Raw genomic sequence first — 26949 nt, 5'->3', positions numbered from 1 at the left:
GGACCTCCGGGGGCCTTGCGGGCACTGTCCGCACACCACACTCGCCCCGGGGGCCGCGCCCCGCCACTCGGGCGGGACGCGGCGCTGCTCCGGTGCTGCTCGGGCCTACTCGGGCCAGCCGCCGTACGGCACGGTGATGCACTCCATGCCGTGGCCCGCGGGGTCGTGGAAGTAGACGCCCCGGCCGCCGTCGTTGTGGTTGATCTCGCCGGGCCGCTTGCCGTGCGGGTCGGCGTAGTAGGTGAGCCCGGCTGCCTCGATGCGCTCGAAGATCCCGTCGAACTCCTCCTCGGAGACGAGGAAGCAGTGGTGCTGGAGCTGGATCTCGTTGCCGCCCGGCATGGTGGCGAAGTCGAGCGTCACGCCGTTGGCGAGGGGGAGCGGGATGAACGGGCCCCACTCCGTGCCGGTTTCGAGGCCGAGGAGGTGGGCGAGGAAGTCCGCGGACGCGCGGTTGTCCTTCGCGAAGACGATGGTGTGGTTGTACTGAACGGTCAAGGGAATGCCTCCGAGGGCATGTCCCGGACACCTCCATGCCTCACCCAGCCGGTGACCGACACGCGATGTCCGCGGAAGGGATGCTAGGCGGGGACCGGCCGAACGTCCATGTGCGGTGCGCCACAGGGAGGTTGGGGGCGTCCTCGCCCGCGGCCCCCCCTCACAGCTCCCGGGCCGGCCAGTCCAGGAGGCGGGCGCCGATCACCGCCGTCTGGAGCGTGTAGCGGTGCACCGGGTCCGCCGGGTTCGTGCCCGTCAGCTGGTGGATCCGCTCCAGGCGGTACGTCAACGCCCGTACGCTCAAAGCCAGTCGCCGCGCCGCCTCCGCCGAGACGCAGCCCGCGTCGAAGTACACCGAGAGCGTCCGCAGCAGCGGCCGCGCCCCGCCGCGCGCCTGCGTCAGGGGCCCCAGCGCGCTGCGCACGAGGTCGGCCAGCGCCTCCCGGTCCCGCGACAGCACCGGGAAGACCAGCAGCTCCGCCGCGTACAGCACCGGATCGTCCAGCTCCATGCGCTCCGCGAGGTCCAGCGCGTTCAGCGCCTCCTCGTAGGAGTGGACGACGCCGCCCGCGCCCGGGTGCGCCCGGCCCACCGCGACCCGGCCGCCGTCCGTCGCGGCGTGCGCCTGCTTCGCGAAGTGCGCCAGGACCTCCTCCTGGTCGCCGGGCGCGATGCAGATCAGGCGCCCGTCCTTGGTGGTGAGCAGCGCGTGCCGGTCGCCGAAGCGGGCGATGAGCGCGCCCTCCACGCGCCGGGTCACCGGATCCGCCTCGGCGTACGCGTCGGGGCCCGTCGCGACGGCGACCGCGTGCGCGTTGGCCAGCCGCAGCCCGAAGCGGGTGGCGCGCTCGGCGAGCCGCCCCAGGTCGCTGCGCCCGTACAGCAGGTCGTCGATGAACTCGCGGCGCGCGGCCTCCTCGCGGCGCACCGCGATGCGCTGCGCCCGCTCGTACCCCTCGGCGACCGCGTCCACCGCCTGCTCGACGGCGGTCAGGACGCTCGGCGCGGAAGCGGCGGCGGCCGAGCGGGAACCGGCGGGCCACACCGTGCGTGTCTCCACGAGATAGGCGTTGACCAGGGCGCGCAGCCCGTGGCCGCTCTCCGCGGCCTGTTCGCCCAGGCGCCTGCGGGATTCCAGCTCGGCACGGCTCAGCCGCCGCCCGGTGGCCGCGACCTCGGTCAGGATTTGGGCATAGCCGCTCAGATACTCGTCCGGCACCGCACGTTCCGTCATCCACACTCCCGCAGTCTTGACGCGTCCTTAACGCGTCCATGACGCGCGCCCCCGGCATCAAGGATGCATAAAGACTTCCGGAAACCGGCAGTGCGAACAGAGAATCGATCCGGCAGGATCGTTGGGGCAAGGCCGAAGGACCTGTCGCCGCGGTCACCGCGGCGCGTTCGGGGGGAGGGCTTCGGTGCCGGAAACCGGCAAGCGGAACGGGGGGAGGTGGGGAGGATGACGGGACTCGGGGGGTTCGACGAGTTCGTCGATGCCGCGCTCGGCTTCCCCGCCGCCCTCTTCGGCGGCGCGCTGGTCGTCGTGATCGGCTTCTGGCTGCTGGTCCTGGTGGGCGGCGCCGAGGCGGACGGGGAAGGACCCGACGCCTGGGGGCTCGGCGGGGTGCCGCTCTCGATCGGCGTCTCGCTCTACGTCGCGACCGGCTGGTTCGCCGCGCTCGCGGGGACCGTGCTGCTGCACCGCCTCGACCTCGACGGCTGGGCGGGCCGCGCGGCGGGCGCGGGCGCCCTGCTCGGCGCGCTGGTCGTCGCGGGGGCGGCGACCAAGCTCCTCGTAAGGCCGCTGAAGCCGCTGTTCCCCGACGAACCCGAGCCGTCCCGCGCCGACTTCGTCGGTCTGACCTGCGTCATCCGCACCGGGCGTGTGGACGAGGGGTTCGGCCAGGCGGAGGTCGCCGCGCGCGACGGCTCGACCGCGATCGTCCAGGTCCGCCAGGCGAAGGACGACGTCGGCAGCGGCGAACTGGCGCTCGGCAGCGCCGCCTTGCTCTACGCGTACGACGAAGAGGGCGAGTTCTTCTGGGTCGCGCCGCACTGACGCCGCACGACCCGCGGGCGGTAGCGCCGCACGGACGGTAGCACCGCGAGGACGGTCGCACCGCACACCCCTCTTCCCACTCACCACCTTCCGGGGGCCTCACCATGGATGCCATCTCCTTGGGCGCCGGCGTGCTCATCGCCGTAGTCCTGCTCATCGCACTCGTCGGACTCGTCGTCATCAGCAAGCTCTTCCGGAAGGTCGAGCAGGGCAAGGCGCTGATCGTCTCCAGGATGCGGAAGGTGGACGTCACCTTCACCGGGCAGGTCGTGCTGCCCGTACTGCACAAGGCCGAGGTCATGGACATCTCGGTGAAGACGATCGACATCACCAGGACCGGCCGGGACGGGCTGATCTGCCAGGACAACATCCGCGCCGACATCCGGATCTCCTTCTTCGTCCGGGTCAACAAGACCACCGAGGACGTCATCAAGGTCGCCCAGGCCATCGGCACCGCGCGCGCCAGCGACAAGGAGACGCTCCAGGAGCTGTTCAACGCGAAGTTCTCCGAGGCTCTCAAGACCGTCGGCAAGCAGCTCGACTTCACCGACCTCTACACCAAGCGCGACGAGTTCCGGGACCGGATCATCCAGGTCATCGGCACCGACCTCAACGGCTACAGCCTGGAGGACGCGGCGATCGACTACCTGGAGCAGACGCCGCTCAACCAGCTCGACGCCCACAACATCCTGGACGCGCAGGGCATCCGGAAGATCACCGAGCTGACGGCCGTCGAGCACGTGCGCACCAACGAGTACCAGCGCAACGAGGAGAAGGAGCTGACCCGCCAGAACGTCGACGCGCGGGAGGCCATCCTCGAACTGGAGCGCCGCCAGGCCGACGCGGAGATCAAGCAGCGCCGCGAGATCGAGACCGTACGGGCCCGCGAGGAGGCCGAGACCGCGCGGGTCGTCGAGGAGGAGCGGCTGCGCGCGCAGAGCGCCTTCCTGCGCACGGAGGAGCAGCTGGGCGTGCAGCGCGAGAACCAGGCGCGCGAGGTGGCCGTCGCGGAGAAGAACCGCGAGCGGGTCATCGCCATCGAGACCGAGCGCATCGAGAAGGACCGCCAGCTGGAAGTCATCGCGCGGGAGCGGGAGACGTCGCTGACCCGGATCTCCGCCGACAAGGAGGTCGAGGCGGAGCGCCGCGAGATCGCCGAGGTCATCAGGGAGCGCGTCGCGGTGGACCGCACGGTCGCCGAGCAGGAGGAGTCCATCAAGCGGCTGCGCGCCGTCGAGGAGGCCGAGCGGGAGCGGCAGGCGCTGGTCATCATGGCCGAGGCGCAGGCGCAGGAGGCGCTGGTACGGGACATCAAGGCCGCCGAGGCCGCGGAGGCCGCGGCCGTGCACCGCGCGGCGGAGGAGCTGACGCTCGCCGAGGCGCGCGGCAAGACCGCGGAGCTCGACGCCCGCGCCAAGATCCGCCTCGCGGAGGGGCTGCGCGCGGAGGCCGCCGCCGCGGGCCTGGCCGCTGCCGAGGTGCGCGAGCGGGAGGCCGACGCGATCGAGAAGGCGGGCGCGGCGGAGGCCGCGGCGACCGAGGCGCGGCTGCGGGCCGAGGCGGAGGGCACGAAGGCGCGCGGCCTCGCCGAGGCCGAGGGGACGCGGGCGCGCGGCCTCGCCGAGGCGGAGGGCGCCAAGGCCAAGGCGCTCGCCGAGGCCGAGGGGCTCACCGAGAAGGCCGCGGCGATGGCGGCGCTCGACGAGGCGTCCCGGGGGCACGAGGAGTACCGGATGCGCCTCAACGCGGAGAAGGAGCTGCGGCTCGCCGGTCTTGAGGTCCAGCGGCAGGTCGCCGAGGCGCAGGCCACCGTCGTGGCGACCGGTCTGGAGAACGCGAAGGTCAGCGTCGTCGGCGGGGAGTCCGTCTTCTTCGACCGGCTGGTCGGGGCGATCGGGATGGGCAAGGGCATCGACGAGTTCGTGGCCGGCTCGGAGACCGTGCAGGCGCTGGCCGGGGCGTGGCTGGACGGGTCCGCGTCCTTCCCCGAGGACGTGAAGGAGATGATCGGGGCGGTGTCGGCGGCCGACGTGCGGGACGTGGCGGCGAGCGCGGCGCTCGGAAAGCACCTGGCGCAGAAGAACGGCACCGCGTAGGAGCGGCGCCCGGGGGGCGGGGCGGCCGGTCGCGCGGTCCGCCCCGCCCCTGGGCCGCCCGTGCCGAACGGCCCCGTTCAGGCGGACCCCGAAAGGCGCACCGCGCCCCGAGCCACGCGCACCGCGCCCCGCGATGAGCCCGGCCCCCGCACCGGCGCCCGCCCCGTAACGGCCAGCGACTCAAGGAACGTTCATGGACACCGCGTACGACATCCTCCGCACCCGCCTCACCACCCACGCCCAGACCCTCGCCGCCCGCGCCGCCGCCCTCAACGACGCGCGCTCCGCCGCCTTCGGCTCCACCGAGCTGACCCTCACCGCGACCGAGCAGCTGCGCACCGCGCTGCCCTCGCTGCCCAGGGACCTCGCGGCGGTCGACGGCGGCCTGCTCTTCGGGTACGCGGCTGACCCCGCCCCGCCGGGCGAACCGGACGTGGGACACGTCTTCCAGTTCCACCGGCCGCACGGCGTGGCCGCCGTCGACGGCGACGGCGACGGCGGTCACGCCGAAGGGCTCCAAGGGCTCCTCGGGGACCCGGACTTCACCACCGAGTTCCACACCCTGCACCGCTACTTCCGCTCCGCCCGCCTGCTGCGCCTGCGCCGCACCGAGGACAAGCTGCTCGCCGTCTTCCAGACCGGCGAGAGCGGCAGCGACGTACGCGTCCTGCGCTGGCGCACCGACGGCGACGGCACCGCGCACTTCCTCGACGCCCGGGGCGACCGCGACCACGTCCTGCCGCCCGCCCACGACGTGACGTGGACCGCCGCCACCCGCGACGACCACGTCAGGGGCCGCCACCCGCACATCGCGATCCGGGGCGAGGTCTACCTCGACACCCTGCACGGCACCCTCACCCTCAAGACCGAGAACGACACCGAGACCCCCGACGGGATCTACCGGGAGCCGGTCGCCGAACCGCTCCAGGCCCTCGCCGACGCCGAGGTCGAGCACGCCCGCGTCGGCCCCCTGATCCTGCTCAGGGTCCGGCCGTACAACGAGGAGGAGCACCGCCACCTCGTCTTCAACACCCTCACCAAAGAGGCCGTCAGGATCGACGCGATCGGGCGTTCCTGCCGCCGCCTCCCCGACGACCAGGGCATCGTCTTCCCCGGCGGCTACTACCTGGCGACCGGCGCGCACCGCACCTTCGACGTCGACGTCGACACCTCGGCGCTCGCCTTCGAGCGGGAGGTCCACGCGCCGGGCGGCGAGGACGTGCTGTACGTCTACCGGGGCGGGGGCCGCACCCTGCTCCTGCCGTACAACCTGCTGCGCAAGGCCGCCGCGACCCCGCTGACCTGCGTCGGCTACGCGCTCTTCGACGACGGCACGCTGCACCTGCTGCGCGAGGGCGCGCCGGGGCCCGCGCGGGTGCACCAGACGCAGGTGTGGCGCACCCCCTTCACCGCCGACACCCGCGCCCCCGAGCAGCACGTGGACGGGGCCCTGGGCCGCGTCGGCAACGCCGACCTCGTGCGCGGCGTCTCCGACTGCCTGGCCCTCGCCCACTCGGTCTCCGAGCTGACGCCGAACGCCGAGGTGTACGGGCGGCTCGTCGCCCAGTGCGTGCGCGCCAGCGACCAGTACCACTGGCTCACCGACCCCGAACTGCACGCTCTCGCCGAGCCGTTGGCCGCGCTGCGGGAGACCGCCGAGCAGATCGTCGGCGAGTTCGAGACGGTCCAGGAGCTGACCCGCCGCGCCGCCGACGCGCTCGCCGACGCCGCTGCGCACATCGCGCAGCTGGTGCGCCGCATCCGCGGCGAGGCGCCGCGCTCGGCCGCCGAATGGGTGGCGCGCATCACCGAACTGCGGCGCGCGCACGGCCACTTGGCGACGCTGCGCGAGATGCGGTACGCCGACGTCGAGCGCATCGACGCGCTCGCCACCGACGTGGAGCACGACGTCGCGTCGGCCGCGCAGCGCGCCGTGGCGTTCCTGGCGCGCGAGGACGCCTTCGACGGGTACCACGCGGACGTCGCCGCGCTCACCGACGAGGCGTCGGCTGCGGCCACCGCGGCCGCGGCCCAGCCGCTGGCCGACCGGGTCGAGGGGCTGGCCGAGGGCCTCCGGACGGTCACCGAGGTCGTCGCGGGCCTCGACATCGGCGACGCGACCGTGCGCACCGCCATCCTGGAGCGGGTCGCGGAGGTGCTCGCCGGGGTGAACCGGGCCCGCGCGGTCCTCGCCGCGCGCCGCCGCGAGCTGCTCGACCAGGAGGGCCGCGCCGGGTTCACCGCCGAGTTCGCGCTGCTGAACCAGTCGGTGACGGGCGCGCTCGCCGCCGCGGGCACCCCCGAGGAGTGCGACGAGCAACTGGCCCGGCTTCTCCTCCAGTTGGAGACGCTGGAGTCGCGGTTCGCGGAGTTCGACGACTTCCTCGCGGAGCTGGCGGCCAAGCGCGACGAGGTCTACGAGGCGTTCTCCTCGCGCAAGCAGACCCTCCAGGACGCCCGCGCCCGGCACGCCGAACGCCTCGCCGGATCGGCCGCCCGCGTCCTGGACGCCCTCGCGCGCCGCGCCGCCGAGCTGCCCGACCTGGACGCGGTCAACACCCACTTCGCGTCCGACCCGATGGTCGCCAAGGTCCGCCGCACCGCCGCCGAGCTGCGCGGAATCGGCGATCAGGTGCGCGCCGACGAGCTGGAGGGGCGGCTGAAGTCGGCCCGCCAGGAGGCCGTGCGCGCGCTGCGCGACCGCGCCGAGCTGTACGCGGACGGCGGCCGGACGGTCCGCTTCGGCCGCCACCGCTTCGCGGTGAACACCCAGCCGCTCGACCTCACGCTCGTCCCCGGCGCCGACGGCCTCTCCTACGCGCTGACCGGCACCGACTACCGCGCGCCCGTCACCGACCCGGCCTTCGCCGACACCCGCCCGTACTGGGACCGCCTGCTGCCGTCGGAGTCCCCCGGCGTCTACCGCGCCGAGCACCTGGCGGCCCGGCTCATCGCCGAGCACGGCCCCGCCGCCCTCGCCGACGCCCTCGCCGACGCCGAGCTGCCCGCCCTCGTCCGGGAGTCGGCGCGCGCCGCGTACGACGAGGGGTACGAGCGGGGCGTCCACGACCACGACGCGACGGCGATCCTCGGCGCGCTGCTCGAACTGCACGCGGACGCGGGCCTGTTGCGCTTCCCGCCGGACGCCCGCGCCGCCGCGCAGCGCCACTGGGCGCACGGCACCGACGCGGCCTTCCGCGAGAGCTGGGCGCGGCGGGCGCGGTCCATGGCGCGGGCCCGCGAGACGTTCGGCCTGACGCCCGCGATCGCGGAACTCCGGGCGGAGTTGACGGGCCTGGAGCCGCTGGCGGCCGACTACCTCTTCGAGGAGGTCACGTCGGGCCCGCCCGGGTTCGTGACGAGCGGGGCCGCGCGGGCGCTGGTGGAGAAGTTCCGCACGGCGGACGCGGCGGCCCACGAGGCGTACGAGGCGGACCTGGCCGCGCTCGGCGATGACCACGCGGGGCGCGCGCAGCTGGTGACGGCGTGGCTGTCGGCGTACGCGGCGACGGCCGACGTGTCCCCCGGCGACCTCGCGGAGGCCGTTGCGGTGGAACTCTGCCGCGACCTGCCGCGCTACGAGTCGAACGCGCCGCTGTCCCGTACGGTGACGGGCCTGCTGGGCGCGCACCCCCGCGTCAGGGCGGGCTCCATGGCGCTGCGCCTGGACGAATTCCTTCTCCGCACGGCGGAGTTCGCCGCGCGCGACGTCCCCGGCTTCCGCGCCTACCAGCGGCGCCGCGCCGAGCTGGTCGCGGCCGAGCGCGTCCGGCTGCGGCTGGAGGACCACCGGCCGCGCGCCATGTCCGGGTTCGTGCGGAGCAGGCTCATCGACGAGGTGTACCTGCCGCTGATCGGCGACAACCTCGCCAAGCAGCTCGGCGCGGCCGGCGACGCCAAGCGCACCGACACCCACGGCATGCTCCTGCTGATCTCCCCGCCGGGCTACGGCAAGACGACGCTGATGGAGTACGTGGCCCAGAAGCTCGGCCTGGTCCTGGTGAAGGTCGACGGCCCGGCGCTGGGCCACGAGGTGACCTCGCTGGACCCGGAGCGCGCGCCGGACGCGACGGCGCGCGCCGAGCTGGAGAAGGTGCACTTCGCGCTGGAGTCGGGCAGCAACACGCTGCTGTACCTGGACGACATCCAGCACACCTCGCCCGAGTTCCTCCAGAAGTTCATCCCGCTGTGCGACGCGACCCGCTCCCTGAACGGCCACGACCTGCGCGGCAAGCGCTTCGCGGTGTGCATGGCCGGCAACCCGTACACCGAGTCGGGCGGGCGCTTCCAGGTGCCCGACATGCTGGCGAACCGGGCCGACGTGTGGAACCTGGGTGACGTGGTGAGCGGGTACGGGGCGGTCTTCGCGGACAGCTTCGTCGAGAACGCGCTCACCTCGAACCCGGTCCTCGCTCCGCTCGCGGGGCGCGACCGGGCGGACCTGGAGCTGCTCCTCCGGCTGGCGGAGGGGGATCCAGCCGCGCGGGCCGAGAGGTTGGCGTACCCGTACGCTCCGGCCGAACTCGACGCGGTGCTCGCGGTGCTGCGCCACCTGCTGGCGGCGCGCCGGACCGTGCTCGCGGTGAACACCGCGTACATGGCGTCGGCCGGGCAGTCCGACGCGACCCGCACCGAGCCGCCGTTCCGGCTCCAGGGCTCGTACCGCGACATGAACAAGATCGCGGCGCGGATCGTGCCCGTGATGAACGGGGAGGAGCTGGCGGCGGTCCTGGACGACCACTACACGGGCGAGGCCCAGACGCTCACCACGGGCGCGGAGGCGAACCTCCTGAAGCTCGCGGAGCTGCGCGGCACGCTCACCCCTGAGGGTGCGGCGCGCTGGGCGGAGCTGCGGGCGGCGTACGTCCGCACGCAGGCGCTGGGCGGCCCCGAGTCGGACCCGCTGACGCGGGCGGTGTCGGCGCTGGGGGTACTGGCGGAGCGGGTCGCTTCGGTGGAGGCGGCGATCCGGGGAGGGCGGTAGGGGGTACGCCGTCCCCGGCGCGCCCCACCCCCGCCTCACCCCCGGCAGGCGCGCCTCACTCCCGCCCCGCTCCGAAGTGCTCCACCAGTCGGGGGTAGCCGTCCGCGCCGTGGCCCGCCGCCACCGCCCTGTCCATGACCGCCTTCGCGGCCGTGAGCGTCCCGGTGTCGAGGCCGTGCGCGTCGGACGCGGCGACGATGTGCCGCAGCGCGGACGCCGCCGACGCGATCGTCGCGCGCTCCCCCGTGAAGTTCCCCGCCGCCAGCGACTCCCCGAAGGCCGGGGCCATCGCGGTGAGCAGCCCGCCCGTGCCGCCCGCCCGGCGCCCGAAGTCCACCGGGTCGATCCCCTCCGCGCGGGCCAGCGCGAACGCGTGGGCGAGGCCCGCGACGGAGGCGGCGAACAGGTCCAGGAGCGCCAGTTCGTACGCGGCGGCGCGGCCCGCCTCGTCGCCGAGGTACTGCCCGCTGCCGCCCAGCGAGGCGAGGGCGGCCCTGACGGAGTCGTACGCGCCAGAATCACCGCTGTAGAGGAACGCGGCGGCGGGCGTGCCGATCGTCGCGACCGGGGTGAGGACCGCGCCGTCCAGGTAGGTGATCCCGCGCTCCCCCGCCCACCGGGCCATCGCGCGGGCCTGCCCCGGCTCGCCGCTGGAGAGGTTCACCAGGACGCGGCCCGCCCACGCGTCGGCGGCGGGCGCGCGCTCGACGCTCCCGCGTACGGCGTCGTAGTCCATCAGACAGGCCACCACCAGCTCCGACGCGCGCACCGCGCTCTCGACGTCGGCGGCGGCGCCCGCTCCGCGCGCGACGAGGCCGGCGGCCTTGGCGGGGGTGCGGTTCCATACAGTGAGGGGGTGCCCGGCGGTGAGGAAGGCGGTCGCGAGGGCGTGGCCCATGGGGCCAAGTCCCAGAACGGTCACGGGGGTTGTGGAATGCGTCGTCATGTCCCGGAAGTTAGACCTTCACGTCGGTGTGAAGGTCAAACCCCCGCGGGAGCTGCCCCATGAAGATCGGTGAACTGTCCCGGCGCACGGGCGTGAGCAGGCGGGCGCTGCGCTACTACGAGGAGCAGCGGCTCCTGGTCCCCGACCGCCTGCCGAACGGCTACCGCGACTACCCGGAGGAGTCCGTGACGGTCGTGCGCCGCGTCAGGGTGCTGCTCTCGGCGGGGCTCGGCACGGCGGCGATCGCGGAGATCCTGACGTGCCGGATCGCGGACGGGGTGGTGCTCGCGGGGACCTGTCCCGAGCTGCTGGACGGGCTGGCGGCGGAGCGGGCGCGGATGACGGGGGTGATCGAGGACCTGCTCGCGGCGCGGGACATCCTGGACACGCTGGTGGGGCGGCCGCTGGCGGGCTAGGGGCGGCGCCCTTTGTTGGTGGTTTGTTGGCGGGGGTCGGCAGGTTGTTCCTCGAACGGTCCGCCGGTGTCGCGGCGGACCGCAGGCAAGAGTGCGGGCGGGGGCCCGCAGAACGGAGGGGCATCGTGAAGTTCCGCATGGGCCGTCGTACGGGCATGGCCGTGACCGCGGTGGCGATGGGGGCGGCGAGCCTGCTGGTGAGCGCCGGTCCGGCGGCCGCTTGGGTCGACGCCCCCAACATCCGCTACGGCGCGACGGGCGAGCAGGCGCTGTGCGTCCAGGTCGGCATCGACTCGATGGACAACAACGACATCTACACCTACCCGGACGGGCAGTTCGGCCCGGACACCCTGCGCGCGGTGAAGAAGTTCCAGGCGTACTGGGGCCTCCAGCAGGACGGGGTCGTGGGCAGGGACACCGGTACGAAGATGCTGGAGATGATGATCCTCGACGGCAAGCGGAACGGAAACGACTACTCCTGGCACTGGAGGTGCCAGAACGTCCTCCCGCGCCACCCGTAGCCCGCCGCCCCCTACCCCGTGAGCTCCGCAAGTCCCCGCCGGGTGGCCGCGACCACCACCCGGTCCCGGGGGCCCAGGAGCTGCCCCGGGTGGAGGTCCCACGTCAGGGACGAGGCCCCCGCGCGCGCCGAGAGGCCCGCGCGGCGTTCGTCCGGGGGCGTCGTGTCCAGCGCGAGCACCCGCCACGCCCCCGGCCGGAACGCCTCCGCGACCGTGCGCCCCTCCAGCTCCCGGTTGCCCGCCACGTCCACCGCCGCGAGCAGCAGCATCTTCCGCTCCACCGGCACCGCGCCCAGGATCCGGCGCCCCATCATCGCGCCCGCGAAGGACGGCGCCGCGAGGTAGGACACGCTGCGGCTGCGGGTGATCGCGCGCGGGTGCGCGGTGCGCAGCGTGCGGTACACCGCCGTGGCGAACGCGTCGTCGAACAGCCGCAGCGACACCTGGACGTCGGGCTTCACCGACCGCGCGTACAGCGCCGCCTCCAGGTTCGTCGTGTCGACGCTGGTCAGCGCGAGCAGCGCCCGCGCCCGGTGGATCTTCGCCGCCTCCAGGACGCCCTCCTGCGTCACGTCGCCGATCACCGTCGGCACCCGCAGCCTGCGCGCCAGCGGAATGCCGCGCGCGTCCGGGTCCTCCTCGACGCACACCACGGGGATGTCCAGCTCGTGCAGCCGCGCGAGCACGCGCGTACCGACCTTGCCGAGGCCGAGCAGCACCACGTGGCCCGAGAGCCCGCGCGGCGGTCTGCGCAGCGCGGACGCCGTGCGGAACGCGCCGAGCCCTTCCAGCACCGCCGCCACCAGCAGCGGCAGCAGCAACAACCCGGCCAGCCCGGAAAGCAATTGGATGACCTGGCGGCTGGTGGGCTGGTCGACGGCCGGTTCCCCTATGGCGAAGATGTCCAGCAGCGTCAGGTACGTGGCGTGCAGCGGGTGGTCGCCGAGCGCCCACCACGAGGCCAGCGCGAGGCCCAGCACCACCGCCCCGAGCCCGGCCACCGCGAACCGCAGCCGCCGCGAGAACAGTTGCCCGATGGGCAGCGGCGGCAGCGCCAGGCTCCGTGCGGGGCCCGACGGCTGGTCGGCCTGCCCGACCGCTTCGAGCACCAGCGTGGAGCGGTCCCCGGCCTGCGCCAACTGCTCGGCGTCCGGGAGGAGTTGCGGCCCTTCCGCGGGCCCTGCCGACTGGCCTTCCGGCACCGGGCCCGGCCCGGTCGGCGTCAGTACCGCCAGCGCGCACAGGTGCCGGGACGCGCCGGTGCCCGGCCGGTGCTCGGCCGCCCGCAGCAGCAGCCCGTCGGCCTGCACGACCTTGGACGTCCCGGCGACGGCGGTGGCCGCGAGCGCGGGCGCGGCGGTGTCGGCGTCGGAGAGCACCGTGGTGGACGTGTCCAGGCCGGACGGCGGCGTGCCGGGCGAGGAGACGGCGGCGGCCTGGTCGAGCAGCGCCTCCAGGTGCTGCCCCAGTTTGCGGTTGTAGAGCCGGATCACCAGCCGGATGCGGGGGTTGAGGCGCCGTGCGGTCAGCGCCGCGCGGATGTTCGTCTCGTCGGAGTCGTAGACCAGCGCGAGCGCGGCGGCGCGGGCCGCCCCGACGTCGGCCAGCACCTCGTCGGTCGGCTCGGCCGCCTCGACGACCTCGACCTCGCGCACTCCCGCGAGGCTGTCGTTGGCCCCGGGCGCGGCGGCGAAGGGGCTCCCGGCGGGACCTCCGGGGGTCCCGGGCCCGGCGGCAGGCGCGCCCGCGGGTCCGCCGGGCACGGCCACCCGGCCCACGGCCGCCGACATCCGCCCGAAGAGCGCGGAGGCCATGCCGCGTGCGGACAGCGGCAGTTGCGCGGTGCGCGCGTCGCGCCCCGGCGGCACGACGAGGACGACCCGCTCGCCGTACACGTAACGCAGCTCGGCGGCGAGCCGGTGGGCGAGCGCGTCGTCGCCGCACACGATCATGTGGTCGGTGGTGGCGGTCGCGGACGGCGTGTGGGACTGCTGGGGCAGAGTGGACACGAACCCATGGTCGCCCATGGCACTGACAGCCGGTACGCCTTATTCGTACGGCCCTCCGGGGCGTTCCCCGGGCGTGCCCGCGCCCGCCGCGCTACGGCAGGACCCGTACCAACTCCGGTCGTTTCGCCGTGCGTCCGTCGCCCGACGAGCGGCCGCGCAGCCGCCGCAGCGCCCACGGGCCGAGGAACGTCCCGGCCCAGCGCGCCTCGGCGGCCGCCCGTCGCACCGGGCCGCGCGCGGGCAGCGGCGGCAGGGGCGCGGCCCAGTCCTCGTGGCCCGGGAGCCCGATGGCGTGGGCGGCGCACTCCGCGATGCGCTGGTGGCCCAGCGGCGAGGCGTGCAGCCGGTCGGCGGACCAGATGCGCGGGTCGGTGGTGACGGGGTGCGGGGCGGAGTCGGCGACGAGCACGCCGTGCGTGGCCGCCGACTCCCTTATGTACGCGTTGAGTTCGTCGATGCGGGGCGCGAGGCGCCGGGCGAGCGGGGCGATCTTGGCGACGTCGGGGAAGGTGAGCGTGGCGACGGTCGCCCCGGCGCCGGTCAGCGCGGCGAACATCGCGTCGAGGTCGGCGACGACGGCGGCGACGTCGCAGCCGGGCCGCAGCACGTCGTTGGCCCCGGCGACCACGGTCACGAGGTCGGGCCGCAGGGCGAGCGCGGGGCCCAGCTGTTCGGCGCGGACCTGTCCGGCGAGACGGCCGCGCACGGCGAGGTTGGCGTACCGCAGGTCGGGGTTCTCGGCGGCGAGCAGGTCCGCGAGGCGGTCGGCCCAGCCGCGGTGGCCGCGCAGGTCGTCGCCGTCGCCGATGCCCTCGGTCTGGGAGTCGCCGAGGGCGACGTACCGCGCGTAGCGGGGAGTGCCGCGCTGGCCGCGCTCAGCCACGGCGGGCCTCCTCGCGGGCGCGGAGCAGGGCCACGACGCGGTGGCACCACTCCAGGTAGGCGCGCTCGAAGCCGATGCCGCCGAGGCAGGTGAGGTACGGGCCGACGCGCTCGCCGCGCGCCAGGAACTCGGCCTCGTCCAGGGGCCCGCGCAGCCGCCCGAGCAGCCCAATGAACAGCTCGGTCTTCGCCTCGGCGACGCGGGCGCGCTCCAGGAGCTGTTCGATCACCGGGGCGGGGTCGGCGACGCCGTCCACGGCCTGGACCTTGACGACGAGGTCGTCGCGCATGAAGGAGGGCCGGGGCGCGTCGGCGGCGAACCGCTCCAGCTCGGCGAGGCCCGCGTCGGTGACGCGGAAGAGGCGCTTGTTGGGGCGGGTCTCCTGGACGATCTGGCGCCCGCTGACGAGCCCTTCGCGCTCCAGCTTGGCCAGCTCGGCGTAGAGCTGCTGGGGCAGGGCGTGCCAGAAGTTGGCGACGCCGACGTCGAAGGCCTTCGCGAGCTGGTAGCCGCTGTACTCGCCGTCGAGCAGGGCGGCGAGGACGGCGTGCCGCAGAGCCATGGGCTGACCCCTTCCGTTCCCGTGGACAGGGGCCCATCATAGTCATGAATCTGACTACTCACTTTCATGACTATGAATGAGGTGGCGGAATGCCCACGCACGAGACGGTCGCCCGCTTCCGGGCAGCGGTGGAGAAGCGCGACCTCACGGGGGTGGAGGGGCTGTTCGCACCGGACGCGCGGCTCAACAGCCCGGTGAAGTTCCGCCCGTTCGAGGGCCGCGCGGCGGTACTTGCCCTGCTGGACGTGCTCCTGAGCCGGGTCTTCGAGGACTTCCGCTACGTAGGGGAGTTCACGGGCTCCACGGAGGGCGCGGACGCGGAGATCCTGGTGTTCCGCGCGGTGGCGGGCGGCCGGGAGGTCCACGGCCTGGACATGCTGCACCTGGACGCGCAGGGCCGCATCACGGACCTGACGGTGATGGTCCGCCCCCAGTCGGCGGTCCAGGCCCTGGGCGAGGCGGTCCGGGCGGGACTGACGGAGGCGGGGGTGCTGCCGGAGGCGTAGGGGCTAGCGCCAGCCGTCGAGGGAGACCTGCGGGCCTCCCTCGAGGTAGCGGTGGAGGGCGCTGGCGGTCGTGTCCACGAACCGTTCCGGGACGGCTCCGGCGTCGACCCAGCGGACCTGGGAGTGCTTGCGGGGTTCGCGGTTCTCTTGGCTGCCTGTCGCTGAGCGGGCCGGGTAGGCCGCCCCGCGCGTCGGAGGTCGCAGACGTAGGGCGGCCGATCTCGGAGTCAGCGCAGTGCTCGCACCACGCGCTGACTCAACCTCTCGTCGTGGAGGGCGCCGACCGTTCGCCAGGCAGCGTCGGAGACTTCCTCGGTCTGTAGTGCGCCGATGTCGGCGGTGGTGCGGAAGAGGAACCGGAAGTCGAAGTGCTGGTGGGCGGGTTCTTCCTTGGCGGGGTTGGCGTCGATGGGGTGGATGTCGATGTGGAGCGGGGTCTCGCCGTGCGGAGTGACCACGTGCGGCGGGATGCCGGTCTCCTCGGCGAGTTCGCGGCCCGCGGCTTGCAGGAGCGTGTTGTCCGAGGGCTCCAGATGACCACCGGGCAGCAGCCACTTCTGGGTCGCGTTGTGGAGAATGTGCAGGATGCGGCCATCGGGGCCGATGAGAATCGCCCCGGCGGTGACATGGCCGGGCAGAGTCCTGCGGCTGGTGAGGTCGTCGCCGTCGTCGATCAGGCCGAGGACGACGGCGAGTTCGCGTTTGTCCTCGGGGTGTTGGTCAAGGTAGGCGGCGATGGTGGTGCGGATGTGGTTGGCCGTGATGGGCATGGTGATCACCTGTTGAAGTAGGAGAGCCAGGTCGCCGCGATGGCTTCGCGGTCGGGTGCGGGGACCTCATGGATGCCGGGGGCGAGGTCGCCGCGGGTGAGCATCCTGATCGCGGCGAGGATCTCGGCCTGGACCAGGAAGATGAACGGCCCAACGCCGGCGCCGTGGATGAAGTTGACGGCGTTGCCGCCATTCGCCAGATAGAAGTAGTGGCCGGTGGTCCGGTAGCGGGTGACGTGGTCGCCGACCTGGGTGCGGGTGTAGACGTCGGGGAGTCCGGCGAGGTCGAGTTCGTCCTCGCTGCTGGTGACCGTGGCGACGTAGGCGCCGTTGCGCAGGTGGGAGAAGTCCTCGCCGCGCAGGGAGATTGCGCCGGTCGCACAGAGCACCAGCCCGGCCCCGGTCAAGGCGGCCTCGCGGTCGCGGGCGACGGTGAAGCCCTGGGAGAGGGCTTGGGTGCGGCGGACGGGGTCGATGTCGAAGACGGTGACCTGGACGCCCTTGGCGTGCAGGAGCCGGGCGATGGAGGAGCCGAGCTTGCCGAAGCCGATCACCAGGGCGGGGCGGCCGTGGAGGATGTCGCCGCGGTCGCGCATGACGGCCTCGGTGGAGAAGACGACGGACTGGCCGACGAGGAAGTCCTCGGGGTCCTTCAGCGGTGAGCGGGCGACGGAGATGACGGGGCAGGGCAGTTTGTCGAGGTCTTCGTAGCGGCGGTGTCCGTTCTCGGTGTCCTCGATCACCCCGGCGAGCCGGCCGGTGAAGCGGCTGTGGACCTCGGCGAGGCTGGGGGCGAAGTAGCCGCCGACGTCCAGCAGGCAGACCGTCTCGCCTGCGGCCCGGGACTCGAGGTAGTCCATGGCGGTGTCGTCGTCGGTGAACATCTCGCGGGTGAGGGTGTCGACCGGAACGGTCTGCTCGACCTCGCGCTTGGCGGCCGGGTGGACGGACTTCGGCTTGGGCAGCACCGAGGCCAGCCGGGTCATCGCGGCGACCGCGCGGACGAACACGGGCCGCTCGGCCAGCAGGTGCGTGATCAGGAACGACGAGGTCTGCTCACCCGGGGCGAACTGGGTGGCGATCCGGGCGAAGTAAGCGTCCAGCCTGGCGCGTTCGAAGGTTTCCATGGCAGTTCCCTCTCATCCGTTCCGTCCAGGGGCCGTGCTGCGGGAGGGTGCGGGGTTCAGCGGGTGCGGGCGAGTCCAGACCCGCACCAGCCGCAGGAAGCCGTAAACGACCGGGCCGCTGACCGGGCGATGCTCCGTGAGGGGTTCCGTGCTCAGGACCGTCCAAAAGGCTCGACGAGTGGTGACGCTTTTGAGCGTGGCGTCCGGCCGACTCGCGGCCAATCACCGCCTGTTCTACTTCCGTCCCACTTCTGTCCCGCCGACCGCACGCATCTGCTTCGATGACCGGTGGAAGGGAGTGACGCGTGGCGACCGTGCACCACTGGACCGGCCTGGAGGCCAAGGCCCTGCGGCTCGCCCTGCGGCTGAGCGTGCGGGCCTTCGCCCAGCAGCTCGGCCTGGCGGTCGCGACCGTATCCAAGTGGGAGTCCAAGCTCGCCGGCACCGAGCCCAGACCCGACACCCAGGCCATCCTCGACACCGCCCTCGGCCGAGCGGACGCCGCCGTCCACCTGCGGTTCGAAACGCTCCTGTCCGAGATCACCAGCACCGGGCCGAGCGCCGGCCGACGGCGCGTCACCACCTCCGGGCCCCGGGCCTGGGAGTACGAGTCCTGGGCCGACGACCTGGACCGGGTAGTGGTCGCCCTGTCCCGGCAGAACTTCACCTTCGCCGACAGCCTCCTGACGCGCTGGCTCGGCCGGTTCAAGACCCTCGAGCTGGACGGGAAGGGCCTGTATCTGTTCGCCCGCTCGACCGCCCTGCTCGGTGACCTCAAGCGCGACCAGGGCGTCGTCCTCGGCCCGCTCTCGGCCCAGCACTCCTATGCCGACGCCCGCGCGGTCTTCACTCAGCTGGACGTCCCCCGCCGCGTCGCTCAGCTCGACCTGTCCCTTGCCGTGGTCACCGAGATGTCCGGGAAGCTGGAGATCGCCGCCCGCAACTACGAGACCCTCGCCGTCGACGACCGGCTCTCCCGCCGTGACCGGGCGAGGGCCCGGCTGTGGGTGGGGACCGCGCTGAGCAAGGGCGGCCAGCACGACTGTGCGACCCGCGTCATGCAGGCCGCGACCCGCGATTTCGAAGACCTACAGGAGCCCGACGACTGGTCGGTGGCCCACCAGAAGCTCGCCCTCGCTCGCCGCGGCGAAGGCGACCTCACGCAGGCCCTGCACTTCATCGACATCGCCCGGGGCAGCGGGTCCACCGAATCACCGATGCAACGCGTGCGACTGGACACCGCTCATGGCCACATCCTGCTCTCCGACGCGGCGACCCGGGATGATGGACTCCGCGTCCTCGACCGGGCCGCCAAGGTGGCCGCGCAGTACGGACTCGTGCACCAGCTGCGCAGCATCGAGGGCATCACGGCCATGAGCGAGGGGCCGATCGGCCCCCGGCAACGGTGACCAGGGAGAAACGCGTGAGCGACAACCAGCAGACCATCACCGAGGACCAGTGGCGCCAGGCCGAGCTGATCTGGGACTACCACCAGATGAGGCACGAGCTGCGGCCTGTCGACGTGGCGATCGGGCTGGGCAGCCACGACCTCGGCGTCGCCGCCCACGCCGCCGAGCTGTATCGCTCCGGGCTCTTCCCGACCCTGGTGTTCACCGGCGGCAACAGCCCCACGACCAGGGCCCGCTTCCCGCGCGGTGAGGCCGTCCACTTCAGCGAGCACGCCGTCGATCTCGGCGTCCCCGCCGAAGCGATCCTGCTGGAGCCCAACGCCGGAAACACCGGGCAGAACATCACCTTGTCCCGCGAGGTCCTCGCCGACGCAGGCATCACCCCGACCTCGGTGCTGCTGGTCTCCAAGCCGTACATGGAAAGGCGATCGTTCGCGACCGCCCGCAAGCTGTGGCCCGACGTCGAGATCCTGTGCGCGTCGGAGCCGCTGGAGTTCGACGACTATCTGAAGTCCATCGGCGACGAGAAGCTCGTCCTGGACATGCTCGTCGGCGACCTCCAGCGGGTCATCGAGTATCCGAGGCTCGGATTCGCCATCGAGCAGGAGGTCACGGAGGACGTGCATGCCGCGTACGAATCCCTCATCCGCGACGGCTTCACCAGCCGTCTCATCAACCCCTGACCTGCCCGAGCCGGGCGGATTGTGTGCCATCCACCAGCCGAACTTCCTGCCCCGGCTGACCACCCTGACGAAGCTGTTCGCGGCGGACTACTGGATCGTCCTGGACGACGTGCAGTTCACCCGCCGCGACTACCAGCACCGAGCCCGCCTCGCCGACCTCGGCGACCCGGCCCGCCGGCAGTGGCTCACCATCCCCACCCACCTCCCCGGCGGACGGCTCACCCGTATCCGCGATGCTGTGGTCGACGCCCCGGATCTGGCCCGCCGCAGGACCGCGGGGATGCTGCGGCAGCACTACGGAGCCAGCCCCCACTGGCCCGCCCTCGCCGAGGCCCTGGATCCGGTGCTGGATGCTTTCGAGTCCGGCAAGACCGCGACGGTCGCCGAGATCTCCACCCGCGTCCTGCTGGACCTGCTCGGCTGGAAGGGCCGGGTACTCACCAGCAGCCACCTTCCCGCCCGGCCAGGACGGTCCGTCCGGCTCGCCGACCTGGCCGCCGCGACCGGCGCCCGCGCGTATCTGTGCGGGACCGGCGGCATGACCTATCTCGACCAGAACCCGTTCGCGGCCCAGAACATCGCCGTGACCCCGTTCCGGCCGCCGACCACCGGCATCTGGTCCTCTGGACGGCGGATCAGTGCCCTGTGGGCCTTGGCCGCGTTCGGCTCGCAGGACATGGCCGCCTGCTTCCGGGCCCTCACCACCCACGACACCCGGCTGCGGGCCGCTGCCTGAATCGGCCGTCCCACTCCACGAGGCGAGGGGACGTACCACCGGACGTCCCCTCACGGACACCGCGCGGGAGGCGCGGCGGGCCCGAGCGGCCGGGGCTCAGCCGCGGACGATCACTACTGGGCCCGCCGCGTGCTGGGCGACCTGGTTGCTGACCGAGCCCAGCAGGGCCCGGCTGAAGCCGGAGCGGCCGCGGGCGCCGACCACCACCAGGGACGCGCCGTCCGACGCGCCGATGATGGCGTCCGCCGCGTGGCCCGGGATCACGTGGCGGGTGATCTCCACCGGGGGCGGGCCGTCGAAGGTGCGCTCGATCGCCTCGGCCAGGACCTGGTCCGCGACGCTCTCCGGGGCGTAGTCGTCCGGGAGCACCGGGAAGCCGATCATGTTCCACTGGCGCGGGTCCTCCCAGGCGATCACCGCCTCCAGCCGTGCGCCCGTCAGCCGCGCCTGGTCGGCCGCCCAGCGCAGGGCCCGCCGCGAGGGCTCGCTGCCGTCCACTCCCACCACGATCCGCGCATCACTCATGGGATGAATCATCCCGTTTCACGAGTATTGCGGCTAGCGGAACGTGCCCATCGCCTCCCGCACCTCCGCCAGCGTCGCCTCCGCCACCGCGTTCGCCCGCGCGTTGCCCGCGCGCAGGATCGCCCGTACGTGCTCCATGTCCCGCGCGTACTCCGCCCTGCGCTCCCGCATCGGCGCCAGGTAGGTGTTCACGGCCTCCGTCACCGTCCGCTTCAGCGCCGCCGCCCCGCCCCCGCCGATCTCCCGCGCGACCGCCTCGGGCTCGCGCCCCTGGCAGAGCGCCGCGAGCAGCACCAGGCTGGAGACCTCGGGGCGGTTCTCGGGGTCGTACGTGATGTGCCGCTCCGCGTCCGTCTTCGCGCCGCGCAGCAGCCGTGCCGTCTCGTCGGCGGTCGCCGAGAGCGCGATCGCGTTGCCCCGGCTCTTGCTCATCTTCGTGCCGTCGGTGCCCAGCAGCAGCGGCGCGGCGGAGAGCAGTGTCTGCGGCTCGGGGAAGACCGGGCCGTAGCGCTCGTTGAAACGGCGGGCCACCGTGCGGCTCACCTCCAGGTGCGGCAGCTGGTCGCGGCCCACCGGCACCAGGTTCGCCTTGCAGAACAGGATGTCGGCCGCCTGGTGCACGGGGTACGTGAACATCAGGCCGCTGACCGCCGCCTGCCGCGAGTGCGCGATCTCCTCCTTGACCGTGGGGTTGCGGCCCAGCTCGGCGACGGAGACCAGGGAGAGGAACGGGAGCAGGAGCTGGTTCAGGGCCGGGACCGCGCTGTGCGTGAAGATCGTGGTGCGGGCCGGGTCCACGCCCGCCGCGAGGTAGTCGAGCACCAGCCCCTCGATGTGCTCGGTCAGCCGCTCGGCGACGTCGCGGTCGGTGAGGACCTGGTAGTCGGGGACGATCAGGTTCAGCTCGACGCCCAGGCCCTGGAGCCGTACGCGGTTGTGGAGCGTGCCGAAGTAGTGGCCCAGGTGCAGCGGTCCCGTCGGGCGGTCGCCGGTCAGGATCCGGTACGCGGAGGGGTTCCGCGCGACCTGCTCGTCGAGGGTGACGGCGGGGGCGGTGGGGGCGGCGGCGGGGGCGGCGGCGGTCACGGTCATGGGTGGGGCTCCTCACTGGGGGAAGGGTGAGGACGGCCCCGGAAAGCCCCGGGCGGGCATGGAGAAGGGCCGTCGCATGGGATACGAACGGCCCGGGAAGTGCGCGAAGTCGCTGTGGCCGCTCCTAGGAGGAGCGCCACCAGTTCTGCGTACCGCGCACGGAAGTCATACGGCGAGTGTAGCCCCGGTACGGCGGTGAACGGGAGTTACTTCTGTGCGTTCTGCCCCACGTAGAACAGCAGCATGATGAAGCCCGCGAAGAGGTGGGTCGCGGCGACGTAGACGAAGACGCGCAGGAGGACGCCGCGTTCCTTCCAGCGTTCGGACTCGGGCACGGTCGGCCGTCCTCTCGGGGTGCGTACGGGGGGCAGGGGCCCGTCCAGGGTACGCCGCGCCCCCGTACGGGCCCCTCCCGTTACGCCGCCACGTCCGCGACGACGCACGCCACGTTGTCCGGCGCGCCCGCCGCCCGCGCCAGGTCGACCAGCGCGCGCACCGCCCGGTCCGGGTCGCCCGCGGTCGCCGTCAGCACCTCCCGTACCGCGTCGTCGGCGACCGCCGCGTGCAGGCCGTCCGAGCACAGCAGGTACCGGTCGCCGGGGAGCGCGTCCCTCAGCCGTACGTCGGCGGTGGGCGCCGTCCCCCCGTCCAGCGCGCGCAGCAGCATGGCGCGCTGGGGGTGCGAGGCGGCCTCGTCGGCCGTGAGGCGGCCGTCCTCCACCATCGCCGCGACGACGGTGTGGTCGTGCGTGATCAGCAGGAGCTCGCCGTCGCGGAGTAGGTAGGCGCGGGAGTCCCCGACGTGGACGAGGGCGAGCTGCGAGCCCGTCCAGAGCATCGCGGTGAGGGTCGTGCCGGAGTCGTCGTGCTCGCCGGTGGAGCGCTCGACGGCGTGGTTGGCGAGTTCGACCGCGTCGTGCAACACGTTGAGGAGGTCGCCCGCGGGGGCCCCTCCGGGGGCGTCTCCGGGGGCGCCTCCGGGGGCCGGGGAGACGTTCTCCAGTCGCTTGAGCGCCCAGACGGCGGCGGCGCTCGCCTCCGCTCCCCCGCTCCCGTACCCGTCGGCGACGGCCTGGAGGCGGGCGCCCGCGTAGGCGGTGTCCTGGTTGGTGGTGCGGACGAGGCCGGTGTCGGAGGCGGCGGCGTACGTGACGGTGAGCGTGGTCCCGTTCATGGGCGGGGCGTCCTTCCCTGTCTGGTGTGTCAGGTGTGTCAGGTGGTCGATGAGGAAGGTCGCCAGGTCGCGGCGGGCGGCGGTCTCGGCCTCCACGCGCGCCCAGTACTCCCGGATCTCGCGGGCCGCGGCGGCCGGCGGGAGCGCGTGGACGCGCGTGATCTCGGCGAGCGGCATCCCGATGCGGCGCAGCCAGGCGATGAGGCGGGCGCGCTCCAACTGGTCCGTGCCGTAGTGGCGGTAGCCGGTGAACGGGTCCACCCGGGCGGGGCGGAGCAGGCCCAGCTCGTCGTAGTGCCGGAGGGCCTTGGCGGAGAGGCGGGTGGCGCGGGCGAACGCGCCGATGGTGAGCGTGTCGTCCATGGGGTGCGGTGCCTCCCTTCCTTCCTCGGTACGCCCATGAGCCTGGAGTTTCCCCCAGGGGGAAGGTCAAGGGAGAGGCCGGGGGGCGGTCCTGGCGGGGTCCGTTCCGCTCCTTGCGGGGGCTGGTCCAGGCAGGGGCCGGGCCTGGCGGAGGCGTTCTTGGCGGGGGCCGGGGCGCGGGACTGAATCCCGGCAGACGTGATCCGGCCCGCGTCCGGGCACCCAGTGTCCGGGGCACGGCCCGGATGCCGAAGTGCGGGGACGGCCCCGTACCGCGCCGGACCTCGGGCCCGCCGCCGCGCGGGGCGGAGCGGACTGCTGGCGCAGGCGTGGCGCGTCGGTACGGAACATCTCCGCGTGCGCGGAGCGGACCTGTTCCGCGAGATCCAGCGTCACTACATCACCGGAACACCTCCGCGTGCGCGGAGCGGACGGCGGCGATCGGGGCGAGCTCGGGGACCGCGCCGGAACACCTCCGCGTGCGCGGAGCGGACCTGGTCGGCTGCCCGCGCGTGCAGGCCCTGGGCGGAACACCTCCGCGTGCGCGGAGCGGACCCTTCGTGAGCTGGGGCGTTAGAAGGGCTTGGCAATTCCTTTACCGTATGGGCTGCTTCGGCGAGCCCGTACCGCTGTGTGCATCGGAGCAGGATCCTGGCCTGACGGCAGTTCGGGCGAGAGGTTATCGGTTCTACAGGGACGGGGTGTTGGTCTCGTTCGTGAAGTCGTCGTGCGCGTGAGGCGGACATCGACGATCTGCGTCCGCTCGGGCCGCGCGGCGGAACACCTCGACGCGTGCGGGGAGCGGGCTTCCTGAGCCAGGGCTCGCTGCGAGAGGCGGCTTTCCCCGTTCGGTTGCCCTGGCAGGTCAGCGACGTTCAACTCCTCGGACACACCGCGCCGGTCAGACTTTGAGGCTGTTCACGAAGGTCTGCCAGGCGTGCGCACTGGGGTTGAGGCGCGCGCCCTCGGGCGTCTTGCTGTCACGTACGGGCACCGCGCTCGTGGTCATCTGCGTGGGCGCCCATTCGACGCACGCGCCCTCGCCGTCGCTGTACGTGGACTTGACCCAAGAGCCAATGGTGCTGCTCATGCGCGGTACTCCTCAATCATCTCGGTGATGAGCCTTATGGATCGGGCGGGAGATTCGGCATCAGCGCACAGCCGGTCGAAGACACGACGCCAGTGGTGGACCTCTTCGCTGGCGTTCGACAGGACTCCTCGTCCCACTGCCTCGGCGTACAGGTACGTCTGTGCCCCACCCACGGTCAGCAGGATAAACGCCTTGCCTGTTGCGGGGACAGCGACTTGAAACGGGTAGACCTGCACTACGACGTGCGAACTTTCGGTAAGAGCGATGAGGAATTCAAGCTGCTCCGCCATGACCGCCGGGGACCCGACAACCATGCGGAGCGCGGATTCGTGGATGGTCAGCCACACCAGTGGCCGTGGGGACCGGTCAAGGATCGAGCGGCGTTTGATCCGCTCCTCGACCCGGGCCGCGATCTGTTCGGCGTCCTCGTGGGGGTGCGTGGCGCGAAAGGCCGCTTCGGCGTAGGCCGGAGTCTGCGCGAAGCCCGGCAGGAACCCAATCGAGTAGTCCCGGACCTCCCTCGCGCGCCTCTCGTGTTCCAGGAAGGGGGCGAGCCACGACGGGCTCAGCCCGGACACCAGTCGTTTGTACTGGCGAGCGAGCACGTCGCCCATGCCGAACACCTGGTCGCAGCCGTTCACGAACCGGGGGCTCGGTGTCAGGAGACCGTTCTCGATCCGGCTCACGTAGGACTCCGAGTAGCCCACGTGCTTCCCCAGCGTCTTCATGGTCATCTTTTTGGCCACCCGGATCGCGCGCAGGTCCTCTCCGAAGCTCACTAGGGGGTTCAAGTTCTCATCGCTGGTGCTGTCCTTCATCGCTGCGACCTCGCTGAACTCGATTTCCTTCAAGTCTTGCGCCAGGAAGGCGACTTGCATACTGCGGCGCAAGTGGAGCAAGCCTGCCGCAACCGTGCTCTCCTGTGGGGCGAACCACTCGCTTTCCCCCCGAAAGGGTTCCCGGATGATCCAGCGCCGTGATCCGACCCACGCCCCCGCCCCCGCCCCTTCCCAGCGGGCGCCCGCGCCGAGCGGATCGAGCGACCCACCCGCCCGCTACGAGTACCGGTCCGAGGTGGCCGCCACGGGCCCCGTGGATGGCGGGACCGTCCGGGTCGTGCTCGGGAGCTTCCGGACTCCGTACCTGGGGATGGCCGTGGGGTGGCTGTTCGCTCAGGCGCACCGGGTGGCGGACGGGCTTGACCCCGGCCCGGACGCGCACTGGGTCGATCCCGCCCAGCGGGGCGCCCTGGTCACCAGCCCCTCGCTGGACGAACTTCCCAGCGCGCCCGCCGAGTTGCGGGCCTGGTGTGCGGACCCGGGCAGCCGGGGGCTGGTGTACGGGCGGCTCCGCGCCGGGCTCCCCTTCGCGGTGACCGCCGCCGATCCCACCGGGACGTACACCCTGCACGCCGTACGCGTCGACGCCCCCGTCCCGATACGGGCCCACGCCCTGCCTCCCCGGCGGCCCGCGTACGCGTGAAGCGCCTCCGTACCGCGCTCGTCCTGGGCGCCGCCTTCGCCGCGTGGGCCTCGATCGGGTGGCTGCTCACCTCGCCCCCCGTACGCCCGTGAAGTCTCTGGGAGATCCCTCGTGACCCGTTGTTCCGAACGCTTCTTCTACGCGCCCCCGCTGGCGCGGCGCGCCGTCGAACTCGCCGGCGGGGATGCCGTACCGGAGGACGTACTGCCGTCCGTTGAGTGCGAGTTGACCGAGCACTCGGGTGCCGATCACGCCGCGCACCTGCTGTTCCTGCCCGGACCCTCCGGCCGCGCGGTGTGGGTGCGGTGGCGGTGGGTCGACTCCCGGGTGCAGGTCATGGACCCCTGCGTCAGCCGGGACGCGGCCGACGGCCTGTGCGAGCTGTTCGCCGGGCACCCCGGGCACCACCTGTTCCCCTGTCCCCTTCCGGAGGACGGAACACCCGTGGCCCGCCCCGCCGGGTCCCGCTCCCTCATCGGCACCGCCGTCCTCGTCCGCAATCAGGAGGGGGCCGTCCTGCTCATGAGACCGCTCCGCACCGAGGGCGGGCGCGGGTGGCGGCTTCCCGGCGGTGTCGTGCTCGCGGGCGAGACCGTGGCGAGCGCGGCGGCGCGGGAGCTGCTGGTGAAGACCGGGCTGCGGCGGCACGTCTCGCACGCGCTGATGATCGACCAAGTGCCCGCGCGCGAGGCGGCGTTCTGCGTCGTCGTGGACGGCGGGGTCCTCCTCGCGCAGGAGGCGCGGGCCGTACGGCTTCCGGAGAGCGCGGCCGCCGAGGTTTCCGCGCTGCGGTGGGTGCGGGTGGGGGAGCTCGACCTCCACGCCTCGCCGGACGTGGCCGCCCGTGTGCGCGCGGCCACGCGCGCGTACGAGTTCGGGATGCGGCTGCCTCTTCACCTGTGCGGTGAGGCCGTCACGGCGTAGGGCTGCGGTGCGGGTGGGTGGGCGGGTGAGTGGGTGGGTGCCGTTGCCCGGGGTGCGGGTTTCGTCTGGGGCGAGCCCGCTCGGGGTGGGTGGG

At 73.0% G+C, this 26949-nt stretch carries 25 protein-coding genes, 1 pseudogene and 1 CRISPR repeat array; of the genes and pseudogenes, 11 read left to right on the top strand and 15 right to left on the bottom strand.

Features of this window, described 5'->3' with window-relative positions; genetic code table 11:
- Nucleotides 1-105: 105 nt before the first annotated feature.
- Together ACIBNE_RS32200 and ACIBNE_RS32195 are read right to left on the bottom strand one after the other, a co-directional pair.
- Nucleotides 106-498, bottom strand: coding sequence for a VOC family protein (locus ACIBNE_RS32200; protein ID WP_399277872.1), 393 nt, complete (start codon nucleotides 496-498; stop codon nucleotides 106-108).
- A 160-nt stretch (nucleotides 499-658) separates the two neighbouring features.
- The gene (locus tag ACIBNE_RS32195; RefSeq protein ID WP_399277870.1) at nucleotides 659-1732 is read right to left on the bottom strand and encodes a PucR family transcriptional regulator; all 1074 of its coding nucleotides are present in this window, start codon (nucleotides 1730-1732) and stop codon (nucleotides 659-661) included.
- A 225-nt stretch (nucleotides 1733-1957) separates the two neighbouring features.
- Here ACIBNE_RS32195 and ACIBNE_RS32190 point away from each other — a divergent pair, with 225 nt between their 5' ends.
- The 3 genes from ACIBNE_RS32190 to ACIBNE_RS32180 all read left to right on the top strand — a co-directional run bounded on the left by ACIBNE_RS32190 (nucleotide 1958) and on the right by ACIBNE_RS32180 (nucleotide 9637).
- The gene (locus tag ACIBNE_RS32190; protein ID WP_399277868.1) at nucleotides 1958-2557 is read left to right on the top strand and encodes a hypothetical protein; all 600 of its coding nucleotides are present in this window, start codon (nucleotides 1958-1960) and stop codon (nucleotides 2555-2557) included.
- A 104-nt stretch (nucleotides 2558-2661) separates the two neighbouring features.
- The gene (locus ACIBNE_RS32185) at nucleotides 2662-4653 is read left to right on the top strand and encodes an SPFH domain-containing protein (RefSeq protein ID WP_399277867.1); all 1992 of its coding nucleotides are present in this window, start codon (nucleotides 2662-2664) and stop codon (nucleotides 4651-4653) included.
- Nucleotides 4654-4846: 193 nt separating this feature from the next.
- Nucleotides 4847-9637: a DNA repair ATPase gene (locus tag ACIBNE_RS32180; RefSeq protein ID WP_399277865.1), complete on the top strand. Its 4791-nt coding sequence runs from the start codon at nucleotides 4847-4849 to the stop codon at nucleotides 9635-9637.
- Nucleotides 9638-9692: 55 nt separating this feature from the next.
- On the opposite strand, the gene ACIBNE_RS32175 is transcribed toward ACIBNE_RS32180, so the two are convergent.
- Nucleotides 9693-10583, bottom strand: coding sequence for an NAD(P)-dependent oxidoreductase (locus tag ACIBNE_RS32175; RefSeq protein WP_399277863.1), 891 nt, complete (start codon nucleotides 10581-10583; stop codon nucleotides 9693-9695).
- Nucleotides 10584-10642: 59 nt separating this feature from the next.
- On the opposite strand from ACIBNE_RS32175, the gene ACIBNE_RS32170 reads away from it, so the two are divergent.
- Both ACIBNE_RS32170 and ACIBNE_RS32165 read left to right on the top strand, forming a co-directional pair.
- Nucleotides 10643-10999: a MerR family transcriptional regulator gene (locus ACIBNE_RS32170; RefSeq protein WP_399277861.1), complete on the top strand. Its 357-nt coding sequence runs from the start codon at nucleotides 10643-10645 to the stop codon at nucleotides 10997-10999.
- A 125-nt stretch (nucleotides 11000-11124) separates the two neighbouring features.
- A complete protein-coding gene (locus ACIBNE_RS32165) occupies nucleotides 11125-11520 on the top strand; it encodes a peptidoglycan-binding protein (RefSeq protein WP_399277859.1) in 396 nt (131 codons plus the stop codon).
- 11 nt (nucleotides 11521-11531) lie between these two features.
- Here ACIBNE_RS32165 and ACIBNE_RS32160 read toward each other — a convergent pair whose 3' ends face one another.
- From ACIBNE_RS32160 to ACIBNE_RS32150, 3 genes are all read right to left on the bottom strand, one after another.
- Nucleotides 11532-13547, bottom strand: coding sequence for an NAD-binding protein (locus ACIBNE_RS32160; protein WP_399277857.1), 2016 nt, complete (start codon nucleotides 13545-13547; stop codon nucleotides 11532-11534).
- A 73-nt stretch (nucleotides 13548-13620) separates the two neighbouring features.
- The gene (locus ACIBNE_RS32155; protein WP_399277855.1) at nucleotides 13621-14412 is read right to left on the bottom strand and encodes an SGNH/GDSL hydrolase family protein; all 792 of its coding nucleotides are present in this window, start codon (nucleotides 14410-14412) and stop codon (nucleotides 13621-13623) included.
- Complete coding sequence (locus ACIBNE_RS32150; RefSeq protein WP_399277853.1) at nucleotides 14405-14974, bottom strand: PadR family transcriptional regulator; 570 nt, start codon at nucleotides 14972-14974, stop codon at nucleotides 14405-14407. Before ACIBNE_RS32150 ends, ACIBNE_RS32155 begins: the two co-directional genes overlap by 8 nt.
- A gap of 89 nt (nucleotides 14975-15063) precedes the next feature.
- Here ACIBNE_RS32150 and ACIBNE_RS32145 point away from each other — a divergent pair, with 89 nt between their 5' ends.
- Nucleotides 15064-15480: a nuclear transport factor 2 family protein gene (locus ACIBNE_RS32145; RefSeq protein ID WP_399277850.1), complete on the top strand. Its 417-nt coding sequence runs from the start codon at nucleotides 15064-15066 to the stop codon at nucleotides 15478-15480.
- Nucleotides 15481-15483: 3 nt separating this feature from the next.
- Here the strand turns inward: ACIBNE_RS32145 and ACIBNE_RS32140 are convergent.
- The 3 genes and pseudogenes from ACIBNE_RS32140 to ACIBNE_RS32130 form a co-directional block, all read right to left on the bottom strand.
- Nucleotides 15484-15639: pseudogene (locus ACIBNE_RS32140) on the bottom strand (DNA mismatch repair protein MutT); the annotation flags it as partial.
- Between the two features lie 68 nt (nucleotides 15640-15707).
- The gene (locus ACIBNE_RS32135) at nucleotides 15708-16250 is read right to left on the bottom strand and encodes an NUDIX hydrolase (protein WP_399277848.1); all 543 of its coding nucleotides are present in this window, start codon (nucleotides 16248-16250) and stop codon (nucleotides 15708-15710) included.
- Between the two features lie 5 nt (nucleotides 16251-16255).
- The gene (locus tag ACIBNE_RS32130) at nucleotides 16256-17377 is read right to left on the bottom strand and encodes an adenosylhomocysteinase (protein ID WP_399277846.1); all 1122 of its coding nucleotides are present in this window, start codon (nucleotides 17375-17377) and stop codon (nucleotides 16256-16258) included.
- Between the two features lie 305 nt (nucleotides 17378-17682).
- Between ACIBNE_RS32130 and ACIBNE_RS32125 the strand changes: the two genes are divergently transcribed.
- From ACIBNE_RS32125 to ACIBNE_RS32115, 3 genes are read left to right on the top strand one after another with little or no spacing between them, the layout of a single operon-like run.
- Entirely contained in the window at nucleotides 17683-18786 is a 1104-nt protein-coding gene (locus ACIBNE_RS32125) for a helix-turn-helix domain-containing protein (RefSeq protein WP_399277844.1), read from the top strand.
- 14 nt (nucleotides 18787-18800) lie between these two features.
- A complete protein-coding gene (locus tag ACIBNE_RS32120) occupies nucleotides 18801-19469 on the top strand; it encodes a YdcF family protein (RefSeq protein ID WP_399277842.1) in 669 nt (222 codons plus the stop codon).
- Nucleotides 19470-19488: 19 nt separating this feature from the next.
- Complete coding sequence (locus tag ACIBNE_RS32115) at nucleotides 19489-20205, top strand: WbqC family protein (protein ID WP_399277840.1); 717 nt, start codon at nucleotides 19489-19491, stop codon at nucleotides 20203-20205.
- 96 nt (nucleotides 20206-20301) lie between these two features.
- Here the strand turns inward: ACIBNE_RS32115 and ACIBNE_RS32110 are convergent, their stop codons facing one another.
- The 6 genes from ACIBNE_RS32110 to ACIBNE_RS32085 form a co-directional block, all read right to left on the bottom strand.
- Nucleotides 20302-20730 carry a universal stress protein gene (locus ACIBNE_RS32110; RefSeq protein WP_399277838.1) on the bottom strand — a complete coding sequence of 143 codons (429 nt, stop codon included), beginning with the start codon at nucleotides 20728-20730 and terminating at the stop codon, nucleotides 20302-20304.
- Nucleotides 20731-20763: 33 nt separating this feature from the next.
- Complete coding sequence (gene trpS / locus ACIBNE_RS32105) at nucleotides 20764-21822, bottom strand: tryptophan--tRNA ligase (protein ID WP_399277836.1); 1059 nt, start codon at nucleotides 21820-21822, stop codon at nucleotides 20764-20766.
- 206 nt (nucleotides 21823-22028) lie between these two features.
- A complete protein-coding gene (locus ACIBNE_RS32100; protein WP_399277835.1) occupies nucleotides 22029-22157 on the bottom strand; it encodes a DUF6126 family protein in 129 nt (42 codons plus the stop codon).
- Between the two features lie 80 nt (nucleotides 22158-22237).
- Complete coding sequence (locus ACIBNE_RS32095; protein WP_399277833.1) at nucleotides 22238-23359, bottom strand: MerR family transcriptional regulator; 1122 nt, start codon at nucleotides 23357-23359, stop codon at nucleotides 22238-22240.
- A gap of 287 nt (nucleotides 23360-23646) precedes the next feature.
- Nucleotides 23647-23915: direct repeats of the CRISPR family, unit length 29 nt; unit sequence CGGAACACCTCCGCGTGCGCGGAGCGGAC.
- 345 nt (nucleotides 23916-24260) lie between these two features.
- A complete protein-coding gene (locus ACIBNE_RS32090; RefSeq protein WP_399277831.1) occupies nucleotides 24261-24449 on the bottom strand; it encodes a DUF397 domain-containing protein in 189 nt (62 codons plus the stop codon).
- Nucleotides 24446-25300 (bottom strand): Scr1 family TA system antitoxin-like transcriptional regulator, encoded by an 855-nt coding sequence (locus ACIBNE_RS32085; protein WP_399277830.1) that lies wholly within the window; start codon nucleotides 25298-25300, stop codon nucleotides 24446-24448. Before ACIBNE_RS32085 ends, ACIBNE_RS32090 begins: the two co-directional genes overlap by 4 nt.
- Before the next feature lie 112 nt (nucleotides 25301-25412).
- Between ACIBNE_RS32085 and ACIBNE_RS32080 the strand changes: the two genes are divergently transcribed.
- Complete coding sequence (locus ACIBNE_RS32080) at nucleotides 25413-25931, top strand: hypothetical protein (protein ID WP_399277828.1); 519 nt, start codon at nucleotides 25413-25415, stop codon at nucleotides 25929-25931.
- A 111-nt stretch (nucleotides 25932-26042) separates the two neighbouring features.
- The gene (locus ACIBNE_RS32075; RefSeq protein ID WP_399277827.1) at nucleotides 26043-26855 is read left to right on the top strand and encodes an NUDIX domain-containing protein; all 813 of its coding nucleotides are present in this window, start codon (nucleotides 26043-26045) and stop codon (nucleotides 26853-26855) included.
- The last annotated feature ends 94 nt before the right edge of the window (nucleotides 26856-26949 follow it).

Source organism: Streptomyces sp. NPDC050504 (genome assembly GCF_044458065.1).
In the GTDB taxonomy this organism is placed as follows: Bacteria; Actinomycetota; Actinomycetes; order Streptomycetales; family Streptomycetaceae; genus Streptomyces.
This window is presented reverse-complemented; position numbering and strand designations above follow the sequence as displayed.

What these genes read in the sequence shown, in the direction of transcription:
- ACIBNE_RS32195 (WP_399277870.1), bottom strand. Translation starts at nt 1,732, where the DNA reads ATGACGGAACGTGCGGTGCCGGACGAGTATCTGAGCGGCTATGCCCAA.
- ACIBNE_RS32190 (WP_399277868.1), top strand. Translation starts at nt 1,958, where the DNA reads ATGACGGGACTCGGGGGGTTCGACGAGTTCGTCGATGCCGCGCTCGGC.
- ACIBNE_RS32185 (WP_399277867.1), top strand. Translation starts at nt 2,662, where the DNA reads ATGGATGCCATCTCCTTGGGCGCCGGCGTGCTCATCGCCGTAGTCCTG.
- ACIBNE_RS32180 (WP_399277865.1), top strand. Translation starts at nt 4,847, where the DNA reads ATGGACACCGCGTACGACATCCTCCGCACCCGCCTCACCACCCACGCC.
- ACIBNE_RS32175 (WP_399277863.1), bottom strand. Translation starts at nt 10,583, where the DNA reads ATGACGACGCATTCCACAACCCCCGTGACCGTTCTGGGACTTGGCCCC.
- ACIBNE_RS32170 (WP_399277861.1), top strand. Translation starts at nt 10,643, where the DNA reads ATGAAGATCGGTGAACTGTCCCGGCGCACGGGCGTGAGCAGGCGGGCG.
- ACIBNE_RS32160 (WP_399277857.1), bottom strand. Translation starts at nt 13,547, where the DNA reads ATGGGCGACCATGGGTTCGTGTCCACTCTGCCCCAGCAGTCCCACACG.
- ACIBNE_RS32150 (WP_399277853.1), bottom strand. Translation starts at nt 14,974, where the DNA reads ATGGCTCTGCGGCACGCCGTCCTCGCCGCCCTGCTCGACGGCGAGTAC.
- ACIBNE_RS32145 (WP_399277850.1), top strand. Translation starts at nt 15,064, where the DNA reads ATGCCCACGCACGAGACGGTCGCCCGCTTCCGGGCAGCGGTGGAGAAG.
- ACIBNE_RS32135 (WP_399277848.1), bottom strand. Translation starts at nt 16,250, where the DNA reads ATGCCCATCACGGCCAACCACATCCGCACCACCATCGCCGCCTACCTT.
- ACIBNE_RS32130 (WP_399277846.1), bottom strand. Translation starts at nt 17,377, where the DNA reads ATGGAAACCTTCGAACGCGCCAGGCTGGACGCTTACTTCGCCCGGATC.
- ACIBNE_RS32110 (WP_399277838.1), bottom strand. Translation starts at nt 20,730, where the DNA reads ATGAGTGATGCGCGGATCGTGGTGGGAGTGGACGGCAGCGAGCCCTCG.
- trpS (WP_399277836.1), bottom strand. Translation starts at nt 21,822, where the DNA reads ATGACCGTGACCGCCGCCGCCCCCGCCGCCGCCCCCACCGCCCCCGCC.
- ACIBNE_RS32095 (WP_399277833.1), bottom strand. Translation starts at nt 23,359, where the DNA reads ATGGACGACACGCTCACCATCGGCGCGTTCGCCCGCGCCACCCGCCTC.
- ACIBNE_RS32090 (WP_399277831.1), bottom strand. Translation starts at nt 24,449, where the DNA reads ATGAGCAGCACCATTGGCTCTTGGGTCAAGTCCACGTACAGCGACGGC.
- ACIBNE_RS32080 (WP_399277828.1), top strand. Translation starts at nt 25,413, where the DNA reads ATGATCCAGCGCCGTGATCCGACCCACGCCCCCGCCCCCGCCCCTTCC.